This window comes from Rhodopirellula islandica (genome assembly GCF_001027925.1).
GTDB classification, from domain to species: Bacteria; Planctomycetota; Planctomycetia; order Pirellulales; family Pirellulaceae; genus Rhodopirellula; species Rhodopirellula islandica.
In genome coordinates this window covers 17836-43964 of sequence record NZ_LECT01000017.1, presented here as the reverse complement: position 1 = coordinate 43964, position 26129 = coordinate 17836, and the positions used below count along the sequence as shown (strand labels likewise).

The 26129-nt window shown below is 58.0% G+C and carries 21 protein-coding genes; 8 read left to right on the top strand and 13 right to left on the bottom strand.

Annotation, left to right across the window (positions count from 1 at the left end; all coding sequences use genetic code 11):
* Positions 1-18: 18 nt before the first annotated feature.
* Together RISK_RS08610 and tpx are read right to left on the bottom strand one after the other, a co-directional pair.
* Positions 19-1074, bottom strand: coding sequence for a phosphatidate cytidylyltransferase (locus tag RISK_RS08610; protein ID WP_047813881.1), 1056 nt, complete (start codon positions 1072-1074; stop codon positions 19-21).
* Positions 1075-1239: 165 nt separating this feature from the next.
* Positions 1240-1758, bottom strand: a complete 519-nt coding sequence (tpx, locus tag RISK_RS08605; protein WP_047813880.1) for a thiol peroxidase — start codon at positions 1756-1758, stop codon at positions 1240-1242.
* Between the two features lie 684 nt (positions 1759-2442).
* Here tpx and recO point away from each other — a divergent pair.
* From recO to lptE, 3 genes are all read left to right on the top strand, one after another.
* Positions 2443-3330 carry a DNA repair protein RecO gene (gene recO, locus RISK_RS08600; RefSeq protein ID WP_047813879.1) on the top strand — a complete coding sequence of 296 codons (888 nt, stop codon included), beginning with the start codon at positions 2443-2445 and terminating at the stop codon, positions 3328-3330.
* A gap of 65 nt (positions 3331-3395) precedes the next feature.
* Positions 3396-4604 (top strand): tetratricopeptide repeat protein, encoded by a 1209-nt coding sequence (locus RISK_RS08595; RefSeq protein ID WP_236696157.1) that lies wholly within the window; start codon positions 3396-3398, stop codon positions 4602-4604.
* Positions 4601-5152, top strand: a complete 552-nt coding sequence (gene lptE, locus RISK_RS08590) for an LPS assembly lipoprotein LptE (protein ID WP_047813877.1) — start codon at positions 4601-4603, stop codon at positions 5150-5152. Before RISK_RS08595 ends, lptE begins: the two co-directional genes overlap by 4 nt.
* A gap of 40 nt (positions 5153-5192) precedes the next feature.
* On the opposite strand, the gene RISK_RS08585 is transcribed toward lptE, so the two are convergent.
* Positions 5193-6206, bottom strand: a complete 1014-nt coding sequence (locus RISK_RS08585) for an AEC family transporter (RefSeq protein ID WP_047813876.1) — start codon at positions 6204-6206, stop codon at positions 5193-5195.
* An 89-nt stretch (positions 6207-6295) separates the two neighbouring features.
* Between RISK_RS08585 and RISK_RS08580 the strand changes: the two genes are divergently transcribed.
* Both RISK_RS08580 and RISK_RS08575 read left to right on the top strand, forming a co-directional pair.
* Positions 6296-7147, top strand: coding sequence for a tetratricopeptide repeat protein (locus RISK_RS08580; RefSeq protein ID WP_047813875.1), 852 nt, complete (start codon positions 6296-6298; stop codon positions 7145-7147).
* Positions 7148-7198: 51 nt separating this feature from the next.
* Positions 7199-8149: a DUF1559 family PulG-like putative transporter gene (locus RISK_RS08575; RefSeq protein ID WP_083434855.1), complete on the top strand. Its 951-nt coding sequence runs from the start codon at positions 7199-7201 to the stop codon at positions 8147-8149.
* A gap of 427 nt (positions 8150-8576) precedes the next feature.
* Here the strand turns inward: RISK_RS08575 and RISK_RS08570 are convergent, their stop codons facing one another.
* The 6 genes from RISK_RS08570 to RISK_RS08545 all read right to left on the bottom strand — a co-directional run bounded on the left by RISK_RS08570 (position 8577) and on the right by RISK_RS08545 (position 13333).
* Positions 8577-9638, bottom strand: a complete 1062-nt coding sequence (locus RISK_RS08570; protein ID WP_047813874.1) for a GNAT family N-acetyltransferase — start codon at positions 9636-9638, stop codon at positions 8577-8579.
* Between the two features lie 129 nt (positions 9639-9767).
* Positions 9768-10751 carry a dihydrodipicolinate synthase family protein gene (locus RISK_RS08565; RefSeq protein WP_047813873.1) on the bottom strand — a complete coding sequence of 328 codons (984 nt, stop codon included), beginning with the start codon at positions 10749-10751 and terminating at the stop codon, positions 9768-9770.
* Between the two features lie 7 nt (positions 10752-10758).
* Positions 10759-11364 (bottom strand): thioredoxin family protein, encoded by a 606-nt coding sequence (locus RISK_RS08560; protein ID WP_047813872.1) that lies wholly within the window; start codon positions 11362-11364, stop codon positions 10759-10761.
* A gap of 309 nt (positions 11365-11673) precedes the next feature.
* Positions 11674-12297 carry a Holliday junction branch migration protein RuvA gene (gene ruvA / locus RISK_RS08555; protein WP_047813871.1) on the bottom strand — a complete coding sequence of 208 codons (624 nt, stop codon included), beginning with the start codon at positions 12295-12297 and terminating at the stop codon, positions 11674-11676.
* A complete protein-coding gene (nusB, locus tag RISK_RS08550; RefSeq protein WP_083434854.1) occupies positions 12294-12731 on the bottom strand; it encodes a transcription antitermination factor NusB in 438 nt (145 codons plus the stop codon). Before nusB ends, ruvA begins: the two co-directional genes overlap by 4 nt.
* 269 nt (positions 12732-13000) lie before the next feature.
* Entirely contained in the window at positions 13001-13333 is a 333-nt protein-coding gene (locus RISK_RS08545) for a HesB/IscA family protein (RefSeq protein WP_007326964.1), read from the bottom strand.
* A gap of 672 nt (positions 13334-14005) precedes the next feature.
* On the opposite strand from RISK_RS08545, the gene RISK_RS08535 reads away from it, so the two are divergent.
* On the top strand, positions 14006-15247 hold the full coding sequence (locus RISK_RS08535) for a Gfo/Idh/MocA family oxidoreductase (RefSeq protein WP_236696156.1): 1242 nt from the start codon (positions 14006-14008) through the stop codon (positions 15245-15247).
* Positions 15248-15363: 116 nt separating this feature from the next.
* Here the strand turns inward: RISK_RS08535 and RISK_RS08530 are convergent, their stop codons facing one another.
* From RISK_RS08530 to RISK_RS08520, 4 genes are all read right to left on the bottom strand, one after another.
* The gene (locus RISK_RS08530) at positions 15364-18795 is read right to left on the bottom strand and encodes a PVC-type heme-binding CxxCH protein (protein WP_236696155.1); all 3432 of its coding nucleotides are present in this window, start codon (positions 18793-18795) and stop codon (positions 15364-15366) included.
* 47 nt (positions 18796-18842) lie between these two features.
* Entirely contained in the window at positions 18843-19769 is a 927-nt protein-coding gene (locus RISK_RS32975) for a ThuA domain-containing protein (RefSeq protein ID WP_236696154.1), read from the bottom strand.
* 570 nt (positions 19770-20339) lie between these two features.
* Positions 20340-20618 carry a pyrimidine/purine nucleoside phosphorylase gene (gene ppnP / locus RISK_RS08525; protein ID WP_047813868.1) on the bottom strand — a complete coding sequence of 93 codons (279 nt, stop codon included), beginning with the start codon at positions 20616-20618 and terminating at the stop codon, positions 20340-20342.
* A 150-nt stretch (positions 20619-20768) separates the two neighbouring features.
* Positions 20769-22103: a DegT/DnrJ/EryC1/StrS family aminotransferase gene (locus RISK_RS08520; RefSeq protein WP_315852642.1), complete on the bottom strand. Its 1335-nt coding sequence runs from the start codon at positions 22101-22103 to the stop codon at positions 20769-20771.
* Between the two features lie 86 nt (positions 22104-22189).
* Between RISK_RS08520 and yajC the strand changes: the two genes are divergently transcribed.
* Together yajC and RISK_RS08510 are read left to right on the top strand one after the other, a co-directional pair.
* Positions 22190-22609: a preprotein translocase subunit YajC gene (gene yajC, locus RISK_RS08515; protein WP_047813866.1), complete on the top strand. Its 420-nt coding sequence runs from the start codon at positions 22190-22192 to the stop codon at positions 22607-22609.
* 78 nt (positions 22610-22687) lie between these two features.
* Positions 22688-25981, top strand: a complete 3294-nt coding sequence (locus RISK_RS08510) for a protein translocase subunit SecDF (RefSeq protein WP_047814144.1) — start codon at positions 22688-22690, stop codon at positions 25979-25981.
* The last annotated feature ends 148 nt before the right edge of the window (positions 25982-26129 follow it).

Sequence of the window (26129 nt, the reverse complement as noted above, 5' to 3'; positions counted from 1 at the left end):
CGGGAGGCCGGGGGGCCGTCATGCCGCTGCCGCTAAACACAGGAAAGCCGGCAAAATCGCAGCAATCAATGAATCCGTCACATCCCAGACTCCCCCCAAACCGGGAAGCCAATTTCCGGAATCTTTTGCCCCGCAGTCGCGTTTGAACATCGATTCCGCCAAATCACCGACCATGCCTGTGATTGCCAGAGCCGGGCCCAAAATCAACGCCCAACCGATCGAGGGAAGCGAGGCAGGAGCAACCGAACCGGCAACCATCGCTGGGAACAACCACTGGAAACAAGCCATCGCGACCAACGTCGACATGAGCACTCCGCCGATGGCGCCTTCCCAAGTCTTGCCAGGACTCAGACGCGGAATCAGTTTGTGGCGGCCCAATGCCTTGCCGGCAAAGTAAGCCCCTGCGTCGGCTGATTTCGTCACCGCGATCATGGTCAACAGCGCCGCCAGCCCCCAGGAGGTGCTGATGTCGCTGCCCAAACCGCGAATCGAGAAGAGCAAACTCATTGGCAACCCGATGTACAGGGAGACAAACGCGGCCCGCATGGTTCGGTCGATGCTGCTGGATCGGTCCCTGCCACTGGGGCGGTCCATGCTGCCTGCACTGGGTTCGGACGCCGTGTCGCTGGACGCGATCGAGGCATCCAAGTCAATCGCGGTATCCAAATCGTTCGTCGCTGTCACGCCATAGGTTCGCATTTCGCGAATCAACAACGCGAACAGGGACGCGATGGCCATGGTCATCGCCCACCCCAATGGCCCGATCGGACAATTCTCAGGGTACACCCCGATGGCACCCCCACTGAACTGGGACGCTGCGTTGACCAAGGTCGGGATGGCCGAGCCTAAGCTGATTGCTCCCACCGCGATCATGCACCCGGTTCGCCACAAGTTGCGGCCAGATGCCAGCAAGAGAGACGTGACGTCCCAGGTGGTGCCCAGGGCGAAAAACAGCAGCAACGGAATCAGAAGGAAACCTTCCGTTCCAGGGGCACTGAATTTCGAATCGGCGAACAGGCACCCCATCGAGATCGCTATCAACACCGCTGCGCTGCGAAGCCGGTCGATCAACAATGAAGGGGGTCCTTGAAAAAAAACGAATCGAGAAATTGAAATCGGGGCACGAAAGGTGACTCAGATATCAGGAGCGGCTGACTGGAAACGATTTCCCTCGCGTCGACGTTGCCGACGGAGGAAAACGTTTTCAGGGCCTTCATTTCACTCTGCCAATCAAGTCAATCAGCCAACCAGATCTTTGAGAGCCTGCAGGGCTCCGTCGTAGTTGGGTTCTTCGGTGACTTCTGACACGACCTGCTTGTAGACCACTTTGCCATCCGCGTCCAAGACGATGACAGCACGACTGAGCAATTTCAGTTCTTCGATTTCGACGCCGTAGTCTTCACCAAACGCGTGCGTTTGATAATCGCTGGCGGTTCGCATCGAAACGTTTTCGGCTCCGCAGAAACGAGCTTGTGCAAACGGCAAATCGCGGCTGACGGTGACCGCGTTGATCTTGTCGCCCAGTTCGCCCAACTGCTCATTGAATTTTTTTGTTTGGATCGCACAGGTGGGCGTGTCCAAGCTGGGAACGATGCTGATCATCGAAGGTTTGCCCTTCAGGTCCGCCAACTTCAGTTCTTTCAAACCTTCGTGGGCGTAGTGCAAGCTGAAATCGGGAGCCGCTTGGCCGATTGCCAATTCGCTACCAGCGAGAGTCATCGGATTGCCTTTGAACGTGATCACACCACTTTGACTCATCGAAATTCACTTTGATTGAGAGAACAGGTTGGACGGGAACCCGGCAGTATGCGCATCGCCGTTCCGGTCGTGAACCCCGGGGCACTTCTCAGGTTTCCCGGCGGAAGATGTCGTCAATTGGAGCGTCGCCGCGAGAGTGTCCCTGTCAAATCCAATCGGAATCAGGATTGATCCGCTGACAGCGGACAAATCCGACACAGTGCGGGAAAATTTAGGTTGCAAACATCACCCCGGAAGATGCAAATAGGTCGTTTCGGTTGGACGCAGCTTTCCCTGAACGGCCCAGTAGTTAGACTACGAAACACCGTGGTAGAATTCACTTCGCAACCCAGTTTTGCTGTGTGTTCAAATGGAGTGCACCGCAGAGCGAAGGCTTGCGGAGGTAAAATTCCGCGGCGGCGAATTGCGTCCGGACGGGGTGCGCAGGAGTAATGGGATTTGCATGTAACGGCTGTGTATTTCAAGGTTCCTCGCACTCCCTCCGGGCGCAACTCGTTTTGGGAACACTCAACCCGGAATGCCCAAGCAGTTCAGCTTGCCGCCTTCCGTGGTGTCGCTGATGTCAATGCAGGCGATAGGAGGCGTTCGCCCGCTTCTCACGGTTGCTCTGGCGAGGACAAGCGATCGCTGCCCTGACGCTGAACCAATGAACAACCTTGGGTCGGACCCCATCCCACTTCATCGATGATCAATCAATCCACCACCGCGATTGTTCTGCGAACGGTGGAATTCAGCGAAACCAGCCTGATCGTCACGTTGCTGACGAAGGATCTCGGGCGGATCTCGGCGCTCGCCAAAGGGGCTCGGCGACTGAAAGGTCCGTTTGAGGGATCGTTGGACCTGTTGTCAGTGTGCGCCATCACGTTGATTGACAAACCAGGCGATACACTGGATTTGTTGACGGAATCCAAGCTCCGCCGCCGTTTTCGCGGCGCCCAGCGATCGTTGGACCGACTGCACGCTGGGTACCACATCGCGGAAATGCTGCGGTTGTTGGTCGACGACGACGACCCGCACGGCGAATTGTTTGAGATGACATTGTCGGCCATGGGGATGATCGATGGGGATGGCCCGGTCGCGGAAACGTTGTTGGCCTTTGACGCCCAGTGTTTGAGATTGCTGGGGCATTCGCCAGCAACCGATCGTTGCACGGTGTGCGGGAAGGACGTCGAGCGAAGCCGACGACGTGCTGCGTTTTCATTGGTCGGCGGCGGCGTAGTGTGTGAAACCTGCCGTCCGGCGCAGACCCATCTGATGACAGTCAGCTGGGATGCCCTGGGGGCGCTGCGTGAACTGGCCCGCGACCCTAGTGAAGACCCGGTCGGCGCGGCAAATTCAGCCACCCGGAGTGGTGAAAATGGCGTCGCAGGGGGCACGCCCTCGGTGAATCCCAGACCCGATAATCCGAGTCTGCTGCCTACGGCCGCGTTTCCGATTGGCCGCCTGTTTCCCACGCTGACCCCGGCAATCTACCGCGACCTGCGTGGGTTGCTGAATCGTACTCTGGAAGCACTGATCGGGCAGACGCCGCGAATGCAAGCATTCCTGCCCAGCAAGCTCGATTCGCACTAGCGACGCGGCGAGCGAGTTGAGTATCTCCAACGAGTCATTTCGAACTTGACTGAAGGAAGCTGCTCGTGACGTTTCGCCGTTCGCTGTTACTCGCATTCGCTGTTTTTACTGCTCCGTTGTTGGGCGTGAATTCTCTTCAGGCCCAAGATGGGTTTTGGGACTCGACGAAAGATTCCACTGACCGTGCCCTGCGGTTTCTCACCATGCGTGAGCAACCCGATGCGGAGCGAGCCCGAGAGCTCTACCAAGAAGCCGACCAGTTGTTCCGTGCTGCTGCCGCTCGCACCAAGCAAACCGAACTCGATGGCGAAGCGGAAGGCACGGAAAAGAAGGACTTTGCCCGCGCCGCGAAACTATTCGCTCGCGCCGCCGACGCGCAGCCCGGCACAGCGTTGGCGCAAGATGCGATGTTCATGCAAGCGGAGAGTTTGTTCTTCTCGGACCAACTCCCCGATGCGACGGACGTCTACGAACGCTTGAACAAAGAGTTCCCCAACAACCGCCATGTCGACCAGGCCGCCGCACGCGCGTTTGCGATTTCTCAGTACTGGATCGACACCGAACGGGCGACCGAAGACGATTGGTTCAAGTTCAATCTGTTCGACCCCAGTCGCCCGCGTTTGGACACCGAGGGACACGCGGTTCGCGTCCTGGACCAAATCCGATACGACAATCCAACCGGACGCTTGGCCGATGATGCGACGATGGCCGCGGCCGTCGAGTACATGCGTCAGGGCGATTTCGAAACTGCCGATGAATTCTTGACGGACCTCCGCGAAACCTTTCCCGAGAGCGATCACTTTTTCAACGCTCACCTGATGGGCATCCGATGCAAGCTCGAGGTTTTTGCGGGGCCCAAGTACAGCGGGTTGATGTTGGAAGAAGCTGACAAGTTGGTTCGGCAAACCAGGGAGCGTTTCCCGGATCGCCTGCAGGATCCAGAAACCTCCGAGATGGTGGCTCGCGCCGCCGCCGAAGTCGCCTTCCGCCGCGCTGAAAAGCTGAACGACCGAGCGACCTTTCGTGAGAAGCGATCGGAGTATGGTGCGGCACGCTTGCACTACCAAATGATTCTCCGTGACTATCCCAGCACTCCCTTCGCAGAACGTGCCCGTGAGCGTTTGGAGGCCATTTCAGGGTACCCCGCCGTTCCCGCTGAGCGAGTCACCGCGATGATGCTCAAGCGAGTCTTCCCAGACAGTCGCCGGTCGCCACCTCTGGAAACCAAGTTCAACTCGTCGACCGGTGAACAAAACGAGTCGATCTACCGATGAGTCAACGCACAAGACGACCGAATTCAGGGACGTTGTTTGGGATTCTTGCCACAATCGTTGTGGGATGCCTCTCGGGTTGCACGCCGTATCAATTCGGCAATGCCTCGATGTTCCCGCAGAACATTCGAACTGTGCACGTGCCGGTCATCCGCAATGCGACGTTTCGAGAAGACCTTGGTGTTCGCTTGACCGAAGCGCTCAACAAAGAGATTGAGCTGCGAACCCCTTACAAGGTCACGGCGGACCCGCTCGCCGACACGGTGCTGCGTTGCGAGGTCGTCGACGAAACCAAACGGGTACTGACCGAGAACGATGCTGACTACGTGCGTGCTCTGGATGCAGCGATTCAGGTCCGAGCCTCTTGGTCGGATCGGCAAGGCCGATTGCTGATGAAGAATTCCATTGTCCCCACGGATGACCTGACAATCCTTTTCAGTCAGGACGAACGCTTTGTTCCCGAAGCTGGTCAATCGATCGACACAGCCACACAGAAAGCCATTGAAGATCTGGCAAACCGAATTGTCAGCCAGATGGAAGCTCGTTGGTAAGCCCGTTTGATCGGAGCGTTTGATCGGAGCGACTCGCGAATCAGACGCCCAGCCACCAAGCACCGATGGCCATCCAGACCGGAATCAACACGATTCCGAGCAACGAAGTCGACAGCACGACTCGCAGGGCCGTTGCCGTGTCACCTTCATAGAGCCTGGTCAAGACGATCGGGAACACCGCCGATGGCATGGCGGCTTCTAGCAGCAACACTTGCTTCAGGTCGGTGGCGGTCACCGTCACCGAGGCGACGCCGAGCATCACGACCGGCATGAACAACTGGCGGAAACCAACCGCCAATCCAATCACCGGTGCGGACCCCGTCCAGTCGGCTGCGCGTAGGAAGTCGACCAGGATCGCTCCGCTGAGCAGCAGTCCGAGCGGGATTGAGCTGGAGGCCAGCAATCCCACCGAACGCATCACGGAGGTTGGAATCAAGGTTTCGGCTCCGGTGGCGCGAAGGAACAGGGCAACGATCACAGCGATCAGGGGGGCGCTTGTGGCAACGGGGCTGATTCGGTTCCAGTTTCGGCGCCACACACTTGTCTGTTCTTGGGGGGCCTTCTTTCCGCTGCTGCCAGTCACAATCGCGACGCCGACACTCCAGAGCGCGATGTCGACGCCGACGTTGTGCAGAATCATCTCGACTTCCGCGTTGGGGTAAGTGATCTGGGCCAGTGGCAGCGGGATGTAGCCGTAATTGCAGATCCCTGCACACAACGCGAACGCTCGTTGCTGGGCGTCGGTTTTCAAACCCACCCAGGGCCCCATCTTTTTGGCGACATACCACGCCGCAAGAAAACCGAACGTGGTGATCGAAAAACCAAGCACCGGGGGCAGCCACGCCGACGCCAGGGAGTCCAGCGTCGGATCACCGAGAATCCGGTCCAGAAACAGGCAGGGCAGCAGGACTTTCGCCGTCAGTTTGGCAAGCGAAACATCGGCCTGATGAGTCAACCAATGCTGAATCCGGCACACCGCACCGACGCCCATGACCAGGAAAACGCCGAGGACACTGCTGATGATGATGGCAAAGGCTTCTGGGTCCATCAGCATGAGCAAGTTCCCTGGCTTGGACGGATGCGAGTTTCGCTTGCTGCGTTTCGACTTGCTGCACAGGCACTGAATTTCGTATTTGTCGTGCGATGGAAATCGTGTCGATCCAAGCGAAACATTATTGGACGTGCCTGTGGCCGGGGATGTCGGAATTGTGGTGGCGTGGACGGTTGTCGGCTCTGCCTGCGTCCGTCGCGTTTGCCGCGGTGGTCAACGCATTGCTGATCGCCAAGTTCATTTATCCCGGATGGTTGTCCGGGGCATTGGTCATGCTGGCCTGTTGGATCGTTGCCGCCGCCTGGGGTGTGTTGACGGTTCGTTCGATTCGCGAGTTGCCGTTGCTGTTGTCGCCCCGCCAAGTCAGCGACCAGCCGGACCGCTTTGCCGAAGCACAAGTCGCTTATTTAACGGGCAACTACGCGTTGGCAGAAGAGGCGTTGACAGCTGGGCTGTCAATCGAGCCGCGTGATCCACCTGCACTGTTGTTGCTGGCCGCCGTGCTGAGGCACACCGGGCGATTGAACGCCGCAGACGCCTTGTTGACCGAAATTCCAAAATTGGAAGCCGCCGCCGCATGGAACTTGGAGTGGGAAAGCGAGCGGGCTCGGTTGGAGCGCGACCTCGATTCGCGAGGTGAACTGCAAGACGACTCGGGGGACCCCGCAGAAGAAGCGGACGAACCAGAATCCGGGGACGACGAGCAAGCCAAGGCGGACGCCGCCGCAGTGGCATCGCGCGAGAACACCGGCGAAGAGGACATCTCCCCCGCTGCGAACGCCCCCAGTCGATTGGCCGAGCCAGATGGCGAGCCATCGACCCTGTCGCTGGACACGGCACTGGAGTCGTTTTCAGCAGTAGACCTCGAGGAGCAGACGGACGACCAGCTCGATGGGCAGCGGGATGCCGATCAGAAATCCACCGATTACCCTGAAGCGGCTTGACCAGGATTCAGCGATCTTCGCGAAGACGCCTTGGCTCGATAAAGTACGGGCATGAATGCTGCTTCCCATCGCCGACTCGTTCGTTTCGAAACGTCACTCCCCTGGAACCGCCGCCAGCGTCCACTGCCGCGACCTGGCGTTTCTTTGGTGGAAGTGATGGTCGTCGTGCTGATCGTGTTGATCTTGCTGTCGCTTTCAATCCCGTTCGTTCGCAACATGCGCGAACTGACTCGGCGCAGCAACTGCGATCAAAACCTGGTCCGACTCTCACTTGCGATGCAGGCCTATTCGACTGATCAGGCTCATCTGCCCACGGGCACGGCTTCTTTCAATGCCACGTTTCGATTTTGGCCGGAGGTGCCGTCGACGGGCGAACCGGTTGCCGCGGACGCGGAGCTCGCGATCGCCAGCGCTCCCGAAGGTTATCACCACAACTGGGTTCCGGCACTGCTTCCCTACGTCGATCAAACGGGACTGTTTCAGTCAATCGATTTCACGTCCAGTGTTTATTCCGATTCCAATCGCTTGATTCGCGAAACAATGGTTCCTGTTTTTCGTTGCCCCTCCGACGATTCCGCACCCACCAATTCAAGTTACGCTGGGTTGCATCATTCCGTCGCCAGCCCCATTGGCACGTCCAACGATGGGCTGTTGTTTCTCAACGCCTGGGTTCGCTCGGAAGAAGTTCCTGACGGGATGTCTGCCACGATCTTGCTGGGAGAAAAGCTTTCGTTTCCAGGCGATCTGGGTTGGTTGAGCGGCACACGAGCGACGCTCCGCAACTCAGGCCACCCAATCAACTCGTTCCCACAAGAAGAGCAGCTCAGTGATCTGAGTTTCGTTGGAGGGTTGGGCAGCCGGCACTTCGGCGGCGCCAGTGTCCTCAAGGGCGATGGTGCGGTGACGTTTCTTTCCGAGACCGTTGATCAGCCGCTGTTTCAATCCATGGTCAATCGGAATGATCGAGCGGACGCCGAATCCAACGCAGCGGATGCCGAATGAAATGCATCGAAGCAGTGAGGCAGGAACGATCGAAATCGCCTCCTGTGCCATTGGGCGCTGGCCTGGACTGCTGAATATTTGGCGTTGTGACGCACTGTGGTTGCGCAAGTTTTCATCCCGGTAGGGATGTCAGAGGGTAGCCGTCGGCAAGCGATCGCGCCACCGACGGACAGGTGAAACCCACGTCACCACTCTCCATCCCGCCGTGGCCATTGGCCACGGCGGGATGGAGAGTGTTTATTGGGGCGCTCGTTTTCCGGGGGTACGCTGCTACGCAGCAACCCCCGGCTACCATCTGGCATCCCTACCGGGATGAAGAAAGACAGCATGCCGGAAGAAAAGTTGCATCCGCTATCGGAGCGTCAACACCAAACATTTGACAGTCCAGCGCTGGCCCCGGTTGCAGGTGCGAACCGTGATTGTCGATTCAGGCGAAGTCTTTTTCCCATTGGCGACCTTGTTCGTCATCGCTGAACTTCAGCGTCCCGAACTGTTCTTTCAGCTTCACCGCGTTGCAGTCGATCGTGGTTTCAACGGTGAAGATTTGCCGGTTAGAAAGTGACTGAACGATCGATGCCACTAAGAATTGTTCGTGCGTCGACAATTCGCGTTCGGCCATCGATGTCACAAACCCTTTCTTGGGCTTGGGTGCCGGGTAGCCATTGAGTTCCACCGGATGCATCAACCGCAAAGACAAGATCGAACGGGCCCCATCCATAACTTGGCCTTCGGGATCACCCACCCACAGGTCAATTGCGGCGAGTGGCTCGTTGGTTTGGTGGTCCATCAAGACATTGCGTTCCATGTCGAAATGGCTCATCGCGACTGCCGTGCGATGATTCAGCGGCAGCATGGGCAACCGGTCGATCCGAGTGGAACGACGCAGTTGCAAAAACTCTCGATTGACTGGCGGGCGATAGGTCGATGTGTTGGCGACCAATCGCAGCAAACTGCGAGCGACACGGAAACCATGTCGCGACAACAGGGAGGCAACGCGCGCGTCCGAAACGGGGACCCCCATCCCGTGCCCGATGGGAGGCAAACCGCCATATCCATTTCTTGCGTCGCGAACGGGACCGACGCACATCCGTTTGACGCCCGCGTCGACGGCTCGCTGCATGGTTTCGATCAGCAAGGAATCGCAAACCGCCAGTCCAGCCTCGCCGGCAAAGCAAATCGCGGCGACCAGAGATGTCGGCACCGCATCGACTTCGGGAACTTCGTTGAGGGCAACCTGCGAGTCGCCTTCCAACAATTCCGGCGGGGGCGATTGCCAGTCGTCTGAAAACTGATGGCACCACGCCACGACTTCGCCATCCACCTCCGCCACCAGCAGGCTGGCAGGGGAAAAGAACGTTCGTGAAAGCACGGCTCGTTCGAGGATCGAAACGCTGACCGGAGGGATTTGGCCGGCCGCCTCCCAGTGACGCATCCAAACGTCAAACAGGCCCGGGAGATCAGAGTTGCGAAACGGTCGGATGTTCGCCATGACGGTAAAACACGATGCAGTGAAAACGAAGCAGGTCGACGCGTTATCCTACCGCGCAATCGCTTTGATGTGTCCCACAGATCGGCACGTCTGGCTTCCCAGGCGACCTTCTTTTTCAAAAGTGGCTCGCTACTTCTGAAGCTGTTCCATCACTCGGCGAGCGATCACTTGGATTGCTTCCAGCGGCATTTCCGATGTGGCAGACATCTTGGCTTGCGTGGAATGGACCATCGCGTTGATGTCGCGTTCCGCCTCTGCGATCAGGGCTTGTTGTATGTCCGACAGTGGCAAGCGACTGCGACCGAGGTCCCAGCCACGGGCACGGGCTCCTGCTCGGAAGCCTTCTGGGAATTCACCCAAACCGATCATTGCGTCGAACAATGGCAGCAACAAATACTGCAGTTCCATGGCCAGCTTGTGATCACCTTCCCCGCAGGCGCGGTGGATGGCCCGGGTCAGTTCCGGCAACACGCCGCTGGTTGCGTTGGTGCCGCCGTCCGCTCCGGCGATCAGCATCGGTGCAAGCGACGCGTCCCAGCCGGTCAAGAACGAAAAATCGTCTCGCATTGGGCGAATCGCGGCCATCATTCGCATCAAGTTGGGAAGATCGCCTGAGCTATCCTTCAGGCCAATGATCCGGGGATACTCTTCGGCCAGCCGGATGACCACATCGACCTCGATCGGTGACGCAAACATCGGGATGTTGTAGAGCGTCACGTCGACTCGCACGTCGCGAGCGATCCGGGCGTAGTAGGCATGCACGCCTTCGCTGCTGATCGGGTAGTAAAACGGCGCCACAATCGCCACCGCTCGAACTCCCATGTCTCCGTAGGCGTTGCAGGCTTCGATGGTTTCATCAACGTTTGCCTCCGCGGCACCCGCCAGAACGGGGACTCGACCGGCGGCTTGGTCCACCACGATGCGAACGATCCGGCGGCGTTCCTCCGCCGTGAATCGAACGAATTCGCCTGTGCTTCCATTCGGGTACAGCCCATCCACGCCATGGTCGATCAACCAATCCACGTACCCTCGCAACTGGTCTTCGTCGACACGTCCCCGGTCATCGACCGGCGTGATGTTAGGAGTCAAAATGCCGGAGATGCGTCGATTCATAGTGGGGTCAGTTCGGAGGGGAAGGGGCCAGGCCCAACAGTTCGTGGAAACGGTCAGGAGGTTGATAGCCTACTCGGTGAGCGATCACTTTGCCGCGCGGAATGGCCAGCAAAGTGGTCGGGTACGTTGTCACAGGGATTCGCGACAGAATCTCTGGGTTGGTGTCCGGTCGAAGGATAATCGGCACAAAACCATTCGCCAATCGAGATTGAATCCCAGCGTCACACAACGTGTTTTGTTTCATCGCGTCACAGAATCGGCAATGTTCTGACGTGATGAAGATCAACATCGGTCGCCCTGAGCGACGAGCTGCGGCCCAGCCGGATTCAAAGTTGTCGTGCCACTGGGGCGTCTCTGGTGAAAAGAGTTCCTTGACTGGCGGGCGATTCGAGTTTGCCGACGAGAGAGCCGACGCGACTTTGCCAATGATTGGCAACTCGGCTCGGGCTGTGGTGGCGAACAGGCCAAAGAAAGTGGCCAGAGCAATGTTCCAGCAAGGCTTGGCCGGCCGGACCAGAAAGAAAACTCGCTGTGAAAAGCGTGGCGTCACCGAGTGGCGATCTTCGCCGGTTCCGCAAAAACGGCTGCGTCCCGCAACCATCGACTGAGCCATAGGATTCCCCTTCTTAAGGCAGCCACCTGTCCCTCGTGACCCGAAGATGGGCGTCGAAAGGACCTTGGACCGGGGAAACCTAAGCGTCTCAAAATGGAATCACAAGAGTTCAACATGGAGGCCTAGGCAATTTGCGCAGTTTTTTTGACGACAGTCGCGGAAACGCTCGTTCGTCGCCCCTCGCGTTTCTGTGCCTGTCCCAACCGTCGTAGGGGCAATACCAAAAACGTCTGAACAGGCGACCACCGGCTCAGGAGATCCACGGCAGGTCCTTCGGCCTGTTGCCTGGACCTGGTTGCTTCGCCCTGGTTACTTCGACCGCTGATAGATGGCGGTGAGGAGCGACTCGGTGTCTTTGAACTTTTTGCCGGTCGCCAGGGTTTCGTCGATCAGCTTGCGAGCATCCGCTTCGCTGTGACCGAGCATCACGAGTGCCTCGTAAGTGTCCGACATGATGGGCGACTCGGACTGCATCGAATCGGCGACTTCGCCACCGGCCACCATCAACGCGAATCGTGGCATCTTGCGACGCAGTTTCGCAATCACCTTTTCGCTGGTCGCTGGTCCAATGCCAGGAAGTGCTGACAGCGTTTTTGCGTCTTGTTCTTCGATCAACACCGCCAGTTCTTTGACGGGGCGGACCATTGCCCGCAGAGCCTTTTTCACGCCGACGCCGTCCACGCTGCAGAACAGGTCAAAGAATTGACGTTCAGGAAGGGTTGAGAATCCGATCAAGCGTGGTGTCAGGCGTCCGCCTTGAGCGTTGCCTTCGATGTAGTCCAGCGTGTGCAGCCGAACTTCGTTGCCGATTTGGTTCTGCAATTGTCGGCGGGTGAAATCGCCCACGTAGACCTCGTAATCAAACGGGGCCGCCTGGATGATGACGCTGATCTCGCCCACCTGGACCAATTTGCCGGCGATCGAAACGATCATGAGGAAATGGATTCAGGGCTGGAGTGATACTTGAACAACCGGTCCAAAACGCCGTTGATGAACCTCGGACTGTTCTCGCCGCCATAGCGTTTCGCCAACGTCAGAGCCTCTGAAATCGCCACTTGGCCCGGCGTTCCACTGTAGAGGATCTCGTAGGCACCCAGACGCAAAACATTGCGATCGGTCACCGGCATGCGATGCAATGCCCAGTTGGTGGAAAGCTTGGCGAGCTTGGCATCAATGTCATCCCGCCGAGCCATCGTGCCATCGAGCAAGTCAGAGGCAAAGTCGGTGAGGACTTTGCGACCTTGCAAGCGAGAGCGGATGAACTTGCGTGATGTGGCGGCATCACGCCAATCATTGAGATCGGCTTCGTAGAGAAGCTGCAGGACTATTTCGCGGGCGCGTCGACGTGTGGACATGCGAGCGATCATCCCGCAGGAACCTCAGAAGTGTCAACTAGGCCAAGGCAAAGTTGTCGGAGGGATTTTGGTGGAGCGCCTGTTGGACGCGATCGGACGGGCCAAACGAAGTGGACGAGGCGATCGCAACGGTTGTTTCTCCCCAGACGATTCGCGAAGGACTTCCCCGCCAAGAGCGGTTCTCCATCCCGGGGCAATCCGCGCAGCAAAAAACGAAAGCCGGCCGCTTCAGGGAAGCGAGCCGACTTTCGATGAGTCGTTTTCCATTCGAGCGAGCTCGATCAGGCTTGGAAGGAGCTGCCGCAACCGCAGCTTTTCACAGCGTTGGGGTTGTTGAACGTGAAGCCTTGCTTTTCGAGGCTGTCGTACCAGTCGACTTCGGTTCCATCGAGGTACAGCGAACTCTTTTTGTCGACGACGACGCTGACGCCGTGACAGTCGTATTTCGAGTCGGCTTTCATGTCAAAGCTGTCGTCGAAGTTCAGCGTGTAATTGAATCCGCTGCAACCACCACCGGCGACACCAATCCTCAACAGCATCGAATCGTCGAAGTTGTGTTCCTTGCGAAAACGCATGACTTCTTCGGCTGCGCGTTCGGTCAATTTGATTGCCATCGTTCGGATGATCCTCGTGAATGGATGGACAGTTGTTTTGAAGTTAGGTCCGAGAAAGGCTCGCCAATGCGAAAATCCGGCATCTTGGCAGTTTTGGCACCAATCGGCCCACTACTGAGTGATCGGAAATTGTACCCGCAGGCCAACCCGATCAACAACCTCTTTTCGCAGCGAAGGAGTGTCCGGTTCATTTGGAAATCCAAGGCGAACCCCCAAGGAACTCGGCGGACGGCGGCCAAATGCTAGCATTCCACTCCGCATTTGACGCCATTTCATGGGCGATCGCAGATTGGGAACAGTTTGAAATGGGGCAACGATCCGGTGAAATTTGACGCCCGAAAATTGAAAATTGGTCCGCAAGCTGCTTGACCGGTAGAATGCTCGCGTCAGGCGGAGACTCGCTGAGAACGATCGCAGCGAGGTCTTTCGCTTGTCCTTTTCTCTTCTTTGCACCGTCAGGTGATCGCAATGACCGATTCTTTGGCCAGCCGGGGTGGACGCTGCGCGTCCGCCGACCGTCGCTCTTTTCTGAAACGTTCGACGCTCGCTGCAGCGTCCGTGATGATTGTCTCCCCCCATGTTTTGGGTGGACCCGGCAAAACTCCCCCCAGCGATCAATTTCGATTTGCCCAGATCGGCGTTGGAGGTCAGGGGGCCCGAGATGTACGCCGAATGATCCACGCCGGTGGGACCCCCGTGGCGCTCTGTGACGTCGATGTTCAAAGAGCAGGCAAAACCTTTTGCCAGCATCCCGATGTCGAACGGTTCACGGACTATCGGGTCATGCTCGATGAGTTCGACAAGGAATTCGACGCGGTCGTCATCAGCACACCAGACCACACCCATGCGGCCATCGGTTTGGCAGCGATGCGGCATGGAAAGCACGTTTACTTGCAATGCCCAATGGCTCGCACGTTTGATGAAGTCCAACGGTTGCAAACTGCCGCCGCGGAATCCGGATTGGCAGTCCAAGTTGGCAACCAGGGCCACTCGAGCCTTCATATGCGAGCCTTCCAGGACTTCGTTCAGCGTGGCGTGTTGGGTGAGATCCAATCGGTTCACTGCTGGACAGACCGTCCGGAATGGCCACAAGGAATGGCGACGACACCGGTTTCGACATCGCCCCCCATTTCGCTGGACTGGGACCTGTGGCTCGGCCCGGTCGCGGATCGTCCGTTCTGCAAAGGCTACCTTCCCGTGGCCTGGCGCGGTTGGTGGGACTTCGGCACCGGAGCTCTCGGCGACATGGGGTGCCATCTGCTGGATCCCGCCTTCACTGCGCTGCGGTTGAAACTGCCGCGAACGGTCACTGCCGATTGTGAAACGGCGGCGTCGATTTCTTATCCCGTCTGGTCCCAAGTCCAAATGGAGTTCGATGCCACCGATGTCTGTCCCAAGGGATTGAAGCTGACCTGGGACGACGGAGGCAAGCAGCCCGAAACGCCGACCATCATTGCGGATGAAACCACCGGCGAACCTGGTTTCTCCGCCGGCGGCAGCGGCTGCATGATTGTGGGCGACAAGATGACACTTGTCGGATCAACGCTCGCGAATGAATCGGATCAGATGCCGCAGATCGTTGCCGTTGCCAGCGATGACGACAGCGAACTCGCCGCAGCACGGCAAGCTGCTCGGGAACGGGCTGAGCAACTGTCTGCCGAGGGCAGCAAGACATCGAAGTCTCACTATGAACGCTGGATCCAAGCCGCCCGAGAAGGCAAGTCGGATGCTTTGGCCAGCGATCTGCAAACGGCCGGCACCATGACGCAGGCGTCTCTGCTCGGCTGCATCGCGACTCGTTTTCCCGGTCAGGCACTCCGTTGGGATGAAGCCAAGCAGCAATTCGCTGGCTCCGACGAAGCCAATTCATTCCTGAGTTTCGAACCTCGCGAAGGCCACTCCTTTGAGGCCTGAATGGGCATCGGCTTCCAACCGGTAAAGTCGAAGGCAGCCTCGTCTCGGTGAGGCTCACCGAGCGACAGGTTGGCAGCACGCGTTTTCCGTCGACGTCGTCGGCACGTGCTGGCCCCTCACGACTTCTTCTTCAGTCCCATCAGGTACTCCACCATGTCCACCAAGCCTTGTTGGTCGGTGGTGTGGTGTAGGTTTTCGGGCATGATCGACTTCTCGCTTTTTTTGACGTCAACGATTTCGTCTTGGTCCAATTCCAAGTCAATGGCTTCTGCCGTTCGCAACACAAGTTTGTCGTCGGTCTCCGAAACCAGCACGCCGTTGACGACGCGGCCATCCTCGGTCAACGCGATCATGTTCTCGTAGTTGTGGCTGATGCCGGCGCTGGGGGCCAAAATCGAGGTGAACATGGCTTCGCGAGAAAGCTTGGACCCGATTTCAGAGAGGTCCGGGCCGACTTGTTTTCCAAACCCATTGACCAGGTGACAGTTCGCACAGGTCGCGACGCCACGGAAGATGGTCAGCCCCCTTTTCGCATCGCCGCTGAGGCGCACCAGTTCATCCAGCGGAGGAAGCGGAGCGTTATCAGCCGCGGCGGGTTGAGGCAGCAACTTCTGGGCGCGTTTTGCGATCGTTGGGTTGGCGTTGCGACCGAGCAAGCCGCCCGCCAGCAAATGCGTGTCCGCTGGAAGGTGATTCTCCTGCGCCATCTTGAGCAACTCTTCGGCGCCACCGTTGGACTTGGCCATCGCGCGCACCGCGGCGCTTCGCAAACCGTAATCCATCTCCTCGTCACCAGCCATCTTGGCCAGCAATCCGATTGCACGCCCGTTGCCCAGTGAACCGAGCAGCGACAGGATTCGGCCTCGTTGGCCGGGATCGTACGTCGAGTCCTTTGCTAAAATGACAACGAAACGGTTCCAACCGTCCGTGCGTTTCAACAACAAACGCAAGGCGGAAAGCGACAGGTTGTCGTCGCCGTCTCGAAGCATCGCGGCAATCAGATCCTCGTCCATGTCCGTGATCTGAAACTGCTCAACCAGCTCGACAAAGTCGGGCTCGCCGGCGCGACCGCGGATGTAATCCGTGATCGCGGAGTGGGTCTTGGGGAACTTCGCCGGATCGAAATCGGGCATTCGCGTGACGGTGTGGATGAGAACTTGAGGATCCACAACAAGCTCGCTGTTTTCATCGGGCAGCAACTGACGCAGCACCAATCCACGCACCGCATCGGAGTGGTATTCCAGTGACCGGAAGTAGCGTTTGGCTTCGTCGCTTGGCATCCCAGTGGCCAGCAGTTCCACCATTTTGGCTGCCGCGTCATCGGTACGCAGTCGCCAGACCAAGTCGCGTCCCGCGGGCGTGTTCCAGTTGCCATCGTTGGCTTTCATCCAAGCCGCGTAGCAGTCGTCGGCTCGCAAATCGCTGGCGATCCCCAACGCTTCCAACATCCAACGGTCGTTGCCGTCGTACTGGACCGCAAGTTTCGCCCAAACCGCTGGCATGGCGTCGGACTTGTCGAATCGCAAGGCCACAGCGAGTTCACGGCGGACCGCGGGAGCTGGATCGTGGGCTGCATCGCCACAAGTTTCTGCGGCTGAAAGACCGAGTTGTTTGCACAGCCGAATCGCCGTGCATCGGATGTCAGAGTTGTCGTCGGCCAAGGCTTGCTCGACGTAGAATTGCCCGCGACCATCGATCTTGCCAAGCAACCACAAAGCACGAGCCCGATAGCGAGGGTTTTCATTCTCGTACAGCGAAAGCAAGGCGGGCTCGGCGGCTTTGCCCATCGCGTGCAGCGATTGCCAGGCCAGGTAGCGAGCGGAACGGTTAGGGCTTTGGAGTGCTTCGATGGCACCTTCGACGGTCGTCCAGTCAAACTTCGGCACGGAGTATTTCACACCAGGCGGGGCCACGCGAAACAGGCGTCCGCGGTCGCTGTCCTTTTGTTGGTGGCCACCGACACCGGGGTCGTACCAATCCGTCACAAACAGCGATCCATCGGGAGCGACACACACATCGGCTGGACGAAACCAATTGTCCGTCGTGCCGGTGATCAAGGGTTCAATCGTGGCTGAGTATCCTGCACCGTCGGACGTCATGGGATAAGCCCGGACCACATTCGGTCCAGGGTCACAGTGGATGACTTCGTCCCAGAAACGCTCTGGCAACAAGCGTCCTTCGTACAGGCAGATTCCGCTGGGGGAACCCGCGCCGGTTTGCAACACGTTGGGAACCACACCGGGGTCGTTCAAGTGCCAGTGTTGAAGCGGGATTTCATCTTCCAAGGTGATCCGGTCGGCTCGCCACGAGGCCCCGGTTTGCTCGTCTTTGTATCCGTAGTTGCCTTGTTCCATCACGAAGTTGATTCGTGTGCCGCGGTTGCCATCGTCATCGTTGTCGCTCTGCCACAACGCGCCGAAGGAGTCGACGGTGGTTTCCCAGTTGTTGCGAAAGTTATGAGCCAGGACTTCGAAGTTGGAACCATCGAGGTCGCATCGAAATGGCATTCCGCCGAACAGAGGCTTGCCGTCGTCGACAACCGCCCGGCCGTGGATGTCGATCACCGTTTCGCCCTCGGCATCCTTGACCTGCATGCCGGTGTTGCCGAAGTTCCAATACAGTTTGCCGTCGTCGCCGAAGAGGAACGAGTGGGCTGAGTGGTCGTGTTGAGGTTGCCCCGTTTCGGTGAACATCGCGACCTTGGAATCTGGGATGTCGTCACCGTCGGTGTCGGTGAACTTCCACACGGTTGGCGAAGCCGACACGATGACCTCGTTGCCGAGCACGCAGATCCCCATCGCCGAATCGATGTCACGACCTTGATAGTAGGTGTGAACGCGATCGAGTTTTCCGTCGCCGGTGGTGTCTTCCAAAATCAAGATTCGGTCGCCTTCGGGACGCGATCCCTGATTGCCGCGATAGTTCATGACATCGCAAACCCAAACCCGCCCGCGATGATCGATGTCGAGGTTGGTCAGGCTGGAGAGGTCCGGTTCGCTGCCCATCAGTGTGACTTCCAGGCCTTCAGCGACCTCCAATCCCGCAATGGCAAGTTCCGGCGAACGTTGGTTTTCCGCCGCCTTGCCATCGACTTCATTGAGATGCTTCGGCGGCGATCCGGCGTAAACGGCAAACCGGACGCTGGTGCTGTTGCCGCCCTGCTGGTTGGTGCCGCCACTTTCTAGAGCCCCCGTCACGGTCAGACGGTCGTAGCCGGGTGGGACATCAAATTCGATGATGCTGGGAGCGTGGGTTCCAATCGCAGCTTTGCCCGCGAGCTGGTTTTCAACCAACACCGGGCCCCCCGAACAATTGGCGTTCTTCCGGACCTCGCCGAATCCGGCTCGAGCGCTCACCCAGCCGTGATCAACTAAACCCAGTGGTCCCTTGGCACCATGAAGCGTTGGTGCCAACCAAGCCACATGGTCACACGAGTAATCGTTGTTGCCTTCGCTGACCACCAGGAACAGTTTTTGACGCGCGGCTTCGTCGACCTCGGTCAGGTCGACTTCGATCGATACTTGGTGTCCTTCGGTCGCAGTGGTCACCAGTGGGCTGGCGAACAACAGCTCAGCGGGCGCCGCCGTCGATCGGTTCAGCGTTTTTTTTTTGCGTTGTCCTTGGACGTCTCACTGGTGGCCGGAATGGCAAACTGTTTCGCGACCGTCTCCAGATCGAACGTCGTGGGCGGTTCGAAGTCTTGGTCTGCCAGCAACCTTTCTGCCGAGATCGGTTGAAGCGAGTTGGCTTCCTGGGTCGGATCGTCGCCAGCGGTCCAACGAATCGCGTTGGTCACCAATTGGCGTACCGGAACATGGGACCAATTCCAGTGATGGTGCCCGCCAGTGAAGCCGAAACTACGGCCGCCGAATTCGGGTTCATAGGCCCAGGCAACTGTTTGGGGTTCGCCCGCCGCGACTGATTTGCGAGCGTGTGGGTTGCCGGTGTGAGCACCATCTGGGCGTCGCATCGTCGATTCTGGTGCGACGGACTGCAGAATCGGAGTCAGCTTGCCTTGGTCTGAAAAACGCAAGTGGAAGTACCACTCGTCATTGGTTGCAAAGGGTTCGACATTGTGAGTGATCGGGTGCTCGGGAAGCGAATCAAACTTCGCGATCCAGTGCGGGTTGACGCTGTAGTGGACTTCAAAGTGACCGCCCAACAGTTCGACCATGTCATCCCCGGATTCGCCCGGCGTCATCTCGGTGGCGTAGTGCAAGCAAACCAGCCCGCCACCACGCTTCAACAGAGTCCGCAATTCATCGCGGTGATCAAACGCGACATGGCCACCTTGCCCGTCGCTGTACAGGACGACGCTGTCGGCTGATTCCACCTTGGAAGCGTCCTTGGGCCATCCACGAACGACTTCGGTTTGAAGGTTTGGATTGGCTTCCAGCAGCGACTGTTCGAGAACTTTCAGTCCAGCGTAGTGCTCATGAGCACCGTAGCCGTGGCTGGGGGAACCAGCGATGAGCAAGACTTTTTTCTCAGCGGCGTCCGCGAATCTTGCCGTGGTAGCCAAGGTGTTCCAACCAACAACGACGCACGCGAGAGCGGCGATCCGTGACCACGAGGTGGCCGATAAGACATCATTTTTCATGGAAGGGGGAGAACCAAGGTTCCAGGCGGGAGGATTCAGGCGGGGTGAGGCAATCGTCGGCGCTCACAGACATGCCGTCTGATTGTAACCCAACCTGAAGTCCATCGCGTTCCCATGCGATCGATTCGCATCGGCCGGTCCAAACGCAGGAAGCCCCGGCCCCAGAGTAGAGCCGTTGTCCTCAACTATTCCGTCAGAAATCTTGCCAACGCCAAGCCACGTGGTCTCCCAACCAACCCGCAAAACATCCGCATCGCACGTCTCGGCAGTTCAATCCAAACACGCAAACAGTTGAGACAAATGTTCTAAGCAGGTACGCAGGTGTCATCGGGTATGTGAGCCGTTGGCGTTAGCCACGGTTTTCACGCACAACCGGGGCGAACGCCCAAACGGCTCACATGGTTGTGCCCGATCATTCCTGCCGACCTGCTTACTTTGCCCGATTCCATCGAGCGGAGTCAGAAAGGCGACAATTGGCGGTCGCGAACCCGCTCAGCTGTAGAAGCACAGGTAGGCGGTGGGTTCGAGCACGCGAACTTGGAATTTTTGGTTGGCATCGATTCGGAATTCGGATCCGGCTGGGTAGGCCCGGTAGCCAGGTTCACTGGGCAGCTTCGCTTCGAGTTTGCCGGAAACGATTTTCATCAATTCCTTTTCGCTGGTTCCAAATTCGTAATCTCCCACCAACATCACGCCCGATGTCGCTCGGCCTTCGCCATTTTCAAACGCGATGGAAGTGACATTGCCGTCGAAGTACTCGTTGACTTGCATGTTGATCTCAGTGAGAAGGGGATTCGGTGATAATGGCTCGGCGAGAGCACGCGATTGTCCAGCTCGCCCGCCGCTCTCGGGGTTGGAAGGCTGGGAACGCGGAGAAGATAATTCAAGCCGCTTCCATTCGCGAGATCTCCCTGGGCGGACTCAACGCATTTCAACCAAACACTCGCGAATTCGTTCGGTGATGTCGGGGGAAAGCAACGCGCGGTGGTCGATGACCAGCAACGAGTCGCTCAGTTTTTCAGCGTTCGTCAGCGGGACTGGTTTGTCGCTCCGGCGGTCGCTGGTTCGATGCATCGCACGAAATCCCTCTCCGCACGGCAGCTGTCTGGAACGCAGGGCTTGCAACACGTTCGCCCGGGTCGGAGCGTCTCGAGCCATGACGGGGAACTTGTATGGAGCCCGGACGTCGGTGGGATCGTCGTTCCAGATCGCGGTGCATCCGACCGATGCCCAATCCAGTTCACTTAAACGTGTCGCGTTTTCGCAGCGGATTTGGTTCATCCGAGTCAGCCAGCTCAATTGCGGCAGCAGTGCGGCACATTGCAGCGGGGACAGCGGGAACGCATCGCTTGGCCGATCCACCATCCCCTTCAACTTTTGAAATTTGCCTTCGACTCCAGTCGCCAAAGCGCCTCCGTTCCCGCACGTCAGTGGCTTGCTGCCGCCAAAGCTGTAGGTGGTCCAGTCGGCCATCGCCCCCACGGGCACAAAAACCAGTTGTCCGGTCGCGGCCGGTTGAGTTCGCCCTGCTCCGATCGCTTGGCAAGCGTCCTCGATCAACCACCATCGGCGTTGGCGACACAGTTCCGCCAGGGCATGCGAGTCCGCCAACTGGCCGTGCAGGTGCGAGACCAGCAGGACGGATTCTGGCGGGGCCTCGATTCGCTCAATTGACTTCAGGGATGGTGAGATACCGGAAGGGGAGCAGCTGTCTGACGCTGCCTGGGGGGCCTCCGTGTCGCATAGCACCGGCCGGGCCCCAAGCAATTCGACCGTCCGAAAATTGCCGGGGTAATCGTAGGCCGACAAAATCACCTGAGTCGCAGCCTTTTGCTTTCCCCCCGCTGGCCCAGCTCCCAGCGATCTCAGGGCAAGCTCAATCGCCGACGATCCCGAGGGGCACAAACGGACCTGGGGCGGAACACCGAACAGGTCGACTCCTGGGGGGGCCGCCCAGCTTGTTGCGGCCTCAGCCACGGAGGCTCGACATCGTTCGTAAACGCCGGGGGAGCCCGTTTTGCCCGCGGTTGTCTCGGGATAGGTCCCCCATTGGCCGTCGTGCAGAACTTCTGTCACCGAGCGTTCGATCTGGCTGGTCAATTGGGCGTTTTGAGGTGGCCAAGCCGGCCACCCATCGGAGGAGGCCTCGAACGATTCTTCGGCGGGGAAATCCAATTGATTCTCTGTGCTACGCAAAGGAGGATGGCGAGGCAAGTTAGGGCTGGGCTTGTGGCGATTTTTTTGCTTCCATATCATGCCGCATTGCGAATGACGCAGGCAACCACCAGCCAGGACGGCTGGGGCCGCGTCGAGCTAGTGTCATCTTCCCCGGAACCCCTGTCTTGTTGCCTTCTTTCGATCTGTTCTTAACTGATCTGACGCGGCAGGCAACCTTGCTCGCATTTCAGTTGCTGGCACAGGATGCACCGCCTGCTGGAGAATCCTCGATTCTGCAGCGAATTCTCGAAAACCCGTTGATTTTGCCTGTTGGCGTGGTGGCCATTTTCTACGTCACCTACTTCGGCCCTGAACGACGCCGGCGTGCCGAAGAAGCCAAAATGATGTCCGCGCTGGGCAAAAACGATCGCGTGGTCACGATTGGTGGCATTCACGGCACGATCGTTTCCGCTGCACCGGACAGTGACACGGTGACTCTGAAAATTGACGAGAGTGGTTCGACACGCATCAAAGTCAATCGGTCAGCCATCGTCAAAATCGTCGGCGAACCGAAGAACAAACCCGACAACGATTCGTCGGACTGACCTCTTCCCAAACCATCCTTCCCACAGCGACTGGTTTTGGTCGCAGCGGACACATCGCACCCGTACTTAGAAACCACGATGGATCTTTCGACTCTTCCCGATATTTGCCAAACGATTTCGGCTCAGTGGCTCGCGCAAACCGACGCTGCCGTCGCCAACGAAGTCTCCAAGGGCATCAGCATCGAACAGTTTCTGACTTTGCTCAGCGCTGCGGCCGTTCTGATTCTGCCGTTCATTGTTGGCAACTTCTTGGCGAAATCCTTGAAGATGCCAACCTACGGCTCTCGCTTCGGTTTCATCTTGCTTGCCATCACGGCCAGCGCTGTGACGCTGACGAACAAGTTCCCCAGCCTCGGCATCGACCTCTCGGGCGGTACCATCCTGGTTTATGAACTGGACCCGGAAAAGCAAGCCGCTGTGATCGAGGGCGGAGGCCAGCGAATCACCAGTGAAGACTTGGTGGCACCGTTGACCCGTCGTATCAATCCGGCAGGCACACAAGAAATCGTGATTCGCCCCTACGGCGAACAACAAATCGAAATCATCATCCCGCAAAAAGATCCTGACGCGGTCAAACGCATCAAGGACTTGGTCGAAGAGGCCGGTCAGTTGCGATTTGCGATTTTGGCCAACCAGTTTGACCACCAAACTCTGATCAACGAAGCAATTGAGCAAGCTGAATCGCCGCAACCGGGCGTCGCAACCAAAGACATGGTTGGATCGCCTGAGGATTCGCTCTACGGCTTTTGGGCTCGCATTGGTTTCGAAGAAACCGAGACCGATGGCGTGCGTCCTCTGTTGGTGCCTGTCACCGGTGCGTTGGCTCGTAACCCACGCACGGGTGCGATCCTCAACGTCCCACCGGAAGCACGCATCGGCGATGAGTCGGTTTCTGTCGCCAAATGGTTGAAGACTCAAGATTTCGACAACATCGAAGTCCTGATGGTCGTCAACCCGAAGCTGGACATCCTCGGGGAAGACCTCGCTTACGCCGCCAGCACCTTCGATGAGACCGGTGCTCCTGCCGTCGCGTTCACCCTGACCGACATGGGTTCGGGACGTTTCCGTGCTCTGACAACGAACAACGCTCCCGATGGTTCGCGAACGCGACAATTGGGCATCGTCTTGGATGACGAGCTGCTTTCGGCTCCTTCGATCCAAGAGCCAATGAACAAGAACGGTCGCATCACCGGTAACTTCACTCGTGATCAAGTGGACTCGTTGGTTCAAATCTTGAAGGCGGGGCAGTTGCCTGCAACGGTGACCAAGCAGCCCATCGCTGAAAACGAAGTGGGAGCAACGCTCGGTGCTGACACTCGGACCAAAGGTTTGTACTCGATCGGTGTTTCGCTCGGTTTGGTGCTGGTTTTCATCCTGTTCTACTACCGCTTCGCCGGCATGGTCGCTTGCATCGCATTGGTCATGAACATGGCGATGATCTTGGCCACGATGGTGTTCATCAGCCAGCCACTGACCTTGCCCGGTTTGGCCGGTTTGGTTTTGACCGTCGGGATGTCGGTGGACGCGAACGTGTTGATCTTTGAACGGATCCGCGAAGAGCTGGGCAAAGGTGCCAAGGCTCGCATGGCGATTCGCAACGGTTTCGCTCGAGCGACCACCACGATCATCGATGCCAACCTGACAACGTTGATCACCGCCATCGTTCTTTATGCGATCGGAACGGACCAAATCCGGGGCTTCGCCGTCACGTTGATCTTGGGCATCTTGTACTCGATGTTCACCGCGATTTACGTTTCGCGAACGATCTTTGATTTGGCTGAACGCCGTGGGTTCCTGTCGCTGGGAATGTCCGATGGCGTCAACAGCATCCGCTCGGCATTCGCCGGTGGTGGGCAGTTCAACTTCATCAGCAAAGGCAAGGTGACACTGACGATGTCAGCCATCTTGGTCGTTTGCGGTCTGGGTGCCTTGTTCGCTCGCGGTCAAAGCATTCTCGACATCGATTTCGCCGGTGGTTCCTCGGTTCAATTCCGCGTGGATCAACCCACCGAAGCGGATGAAGTTCGGCAGATCATGAACGATGCCGTGACATCGTCGGGAATGGAGTCCGTTCAGTTCACCGTCAACGGCGTTTCGATCGATGGCACCGAAGAAGGCACTGTCTTCAAGGTGGATTCATCCGTTGACCGAGTCGACGATTTGAAAAAGGTCATCCAGGAAGGCTTTGCTGCCTCGGAATCGGTTGGCTTGGTGACTTACACCGTCGACATCACTCCTGCTGATCTGTCGGGTGCCTCGCAAGAATCGGCCGAGCCAGAGGCAGAGGCAACGAGTTCCTCCGATCCTGTCGAGCCCTCGGAAACCACGACCAGCCAATGGCAGGCGTCCGACAACGGCGTGATGTTGGTGGTTGCTCAAGCTGATGACGAAGAAGCTGTCACCGAAGAAGTGGCTGTGGAAGAAACCACGGAAGCTGATGAAGTCGTAACCGAAGAAGCTGAAGCCGAAACCAAGTCCGTCGAACTGCCTGGTTTGGCATTCAGCACCTCGGACATTTCGCTGGGCATCAAAGGTGGTGATGGAGTCGCCGTCAAAAACGAAGAAGGCCTGGTCGATTCAATCGTTTCAGCGGCAGAAGCCGTCAACGTCCCAATCAATGCAGAAGGCATTGTGGTTCAGCCACTCGGTGACGACGTGGACGCTTGGTCACCAGGTTCGACCTTGGCGTTTTCGAAGTGGCGGGTTCAGTTGCCTCTCGGTGGAGACAACGCCATCAAGGTGATGGCTGAGATGGAACGTCAGCTCGACAGCGATCCGGTTTGGATCAGCAGCAGTGCCGTTGGTGCACGTGTTGCTGGCGACATGATCAGCCGTGCCTTCGGTGCCTTGTTCGCTTCGCTGCTGTGCATCATCGGCTACATCTGGTTCCGATTCCAACGTGTGATCTATGGCTTGGCTGCTGTGGTTGCTTTGCTGCACGATGTTGCCATCACCTTGGGTGCGATCGCAGTCAGCTACTGGGTGGCGGACGCCCTTGGGTTCCTGCTGATTGATCCGTTCAAGATTTCGCTGACGGTTGTCGCGGCCCTGCTGACGATCATTGGTTACTCGCTCAATGATACGATTGTGGTCTTCGACCGCATTCGTGAAACGAAGGGCAAGGCTCCTCGTTTGACCGGCGAAATGATCAATACCAGCATCAACCAAACGCTCAGCCGAACCTTGCTGACATCGATCACAACCTTGATTGTGGTTGTATTGTTGTACGCCTTCGGCGGCGAAGGCATTCATGCATTCGCGTTCGCCCTGGTGGTCGGCGTGATCGTCGGTACTTACAGCAGCGTGTTTGTGGCCAGCCCCGTTTTGCTGTGGTTGGTCGAGCGAGCTGAAAAGAAAGCCGCCAACGCCTGAACGGTTTGAGCGGCTGGCCCTGCGAAAATCTGAGAGAACACGAAACTCCCTTTCGAGGCATCGGAAGGGAGTTTTTCATGCGCGGTCCTCAACCGCCCCAGCGCAATGGATTATCATTCGAGGTCCCACCATCCAATTCCCCACCCAT

Coding starts and splice junctions, on each gene's coding strand:
- ppnP (WP_047813868.1), bottom strand. CDS start 20,618: ATGCAAGTCAACGAGTACTTCGACGGCAATGTCACTTCCATCGCGTTT.
- tpx (WP_047813880.1), bottom strand. CDS start 1,758: ATGAGTCAAAGTGGTGTGATCACGTTCAAAGGCAATCCGATGACTCTC.
- ruvA (WP_047813871.1), bottom strand. CDS start 12,297: ATGATCGTTTCGATCGCCGGCAAATTGGTCCAGGTGGGCGAGATCAGC.
- RISK_RS08580 (WP_047813875.1), top strand. CDS start 6,296: ATGGAAATCGTGTCGATCCAAGCGAAACATTATTGGACGTGCCTGTGG.
- RISK_RS08565 (WP_047813873.1), bottom strand. CDS start 10,751: ATGAATCGACGCATCTCCGGCATTTTGACTCCTAACATCACGCCGGTC.
- RISK_RS08560 (WP_047813872.1), bottom strand. CDS start 11,364: ATGGCTCAGTCGATGGTTGCGGGACGCAGCCGTTTTTGCGGAACCGGC.
- RISK_RS08535 (WP_236696156.1), top strand. CDS start 14,006: ATGATCCACGCCGGTGGGACCCCCGTGGCGCTCTGTGACGTCGATGTT.
- nusB (WP_083434854.1), bottom strand. CDS start 12,731: ATGATCGCTCGCATGTCCACACGTCGACGCGCCCGCGAAATAGTCCTG.
- RISK_RS08545 (WP_007326964.1), bottom strand. CDS start 13,333: ATGGCAATCAAATTGACCGAACGCGCAGCCGAAGAAGTCATGCGTTTT.
- recO (WP_047813879.1), top strand. CDS start 2,443: ATGATCAATCAATCCACCACCGCGATTGTTCTGCGAACGGTGGAATTC.
- RISK_RS08520 (WP_315852642.1), bottom strand. CDS start 22,103: ATGATATGGAAGCAAAAAAATCGCCACAAGCCCAGCCCTAACTTGCCT.
- RISK_RS08585 (WP_047813876.1), bottom strand. CDS start 6,206: ATGCTGATGGACCCAGAAGCCTTTGCCATCATCATCAGCAGTGTCCTC.
- RISK_RS08510 (WP_047814144.1), top strand. CDS start 22,688: ATGGATCTTTCGACTCTTCCCGATATTTGCCAAACGATTTCGGCTCAG.
- lptE (WP_047813877.1), top strand. CDS start 4,601: ATGAGTCAACGCACAAGACGACCGAATTCAGGGACGTTGTTTGGGATT.
- RISK_RS08575 (WP_083434855.1), top strand. CDS start 7,199: ATGAATGCTGCTTCCCATCGCCGACTCGTTCGTTTCGAAACGTCACTC.
- RISK_RS08570 (WP_047813874.1), bottom strand. CDS start 9,638: ATGGCGAACATCCGACCGTTTCGCAACTCTGATCTCCCGGGCCTGTTT.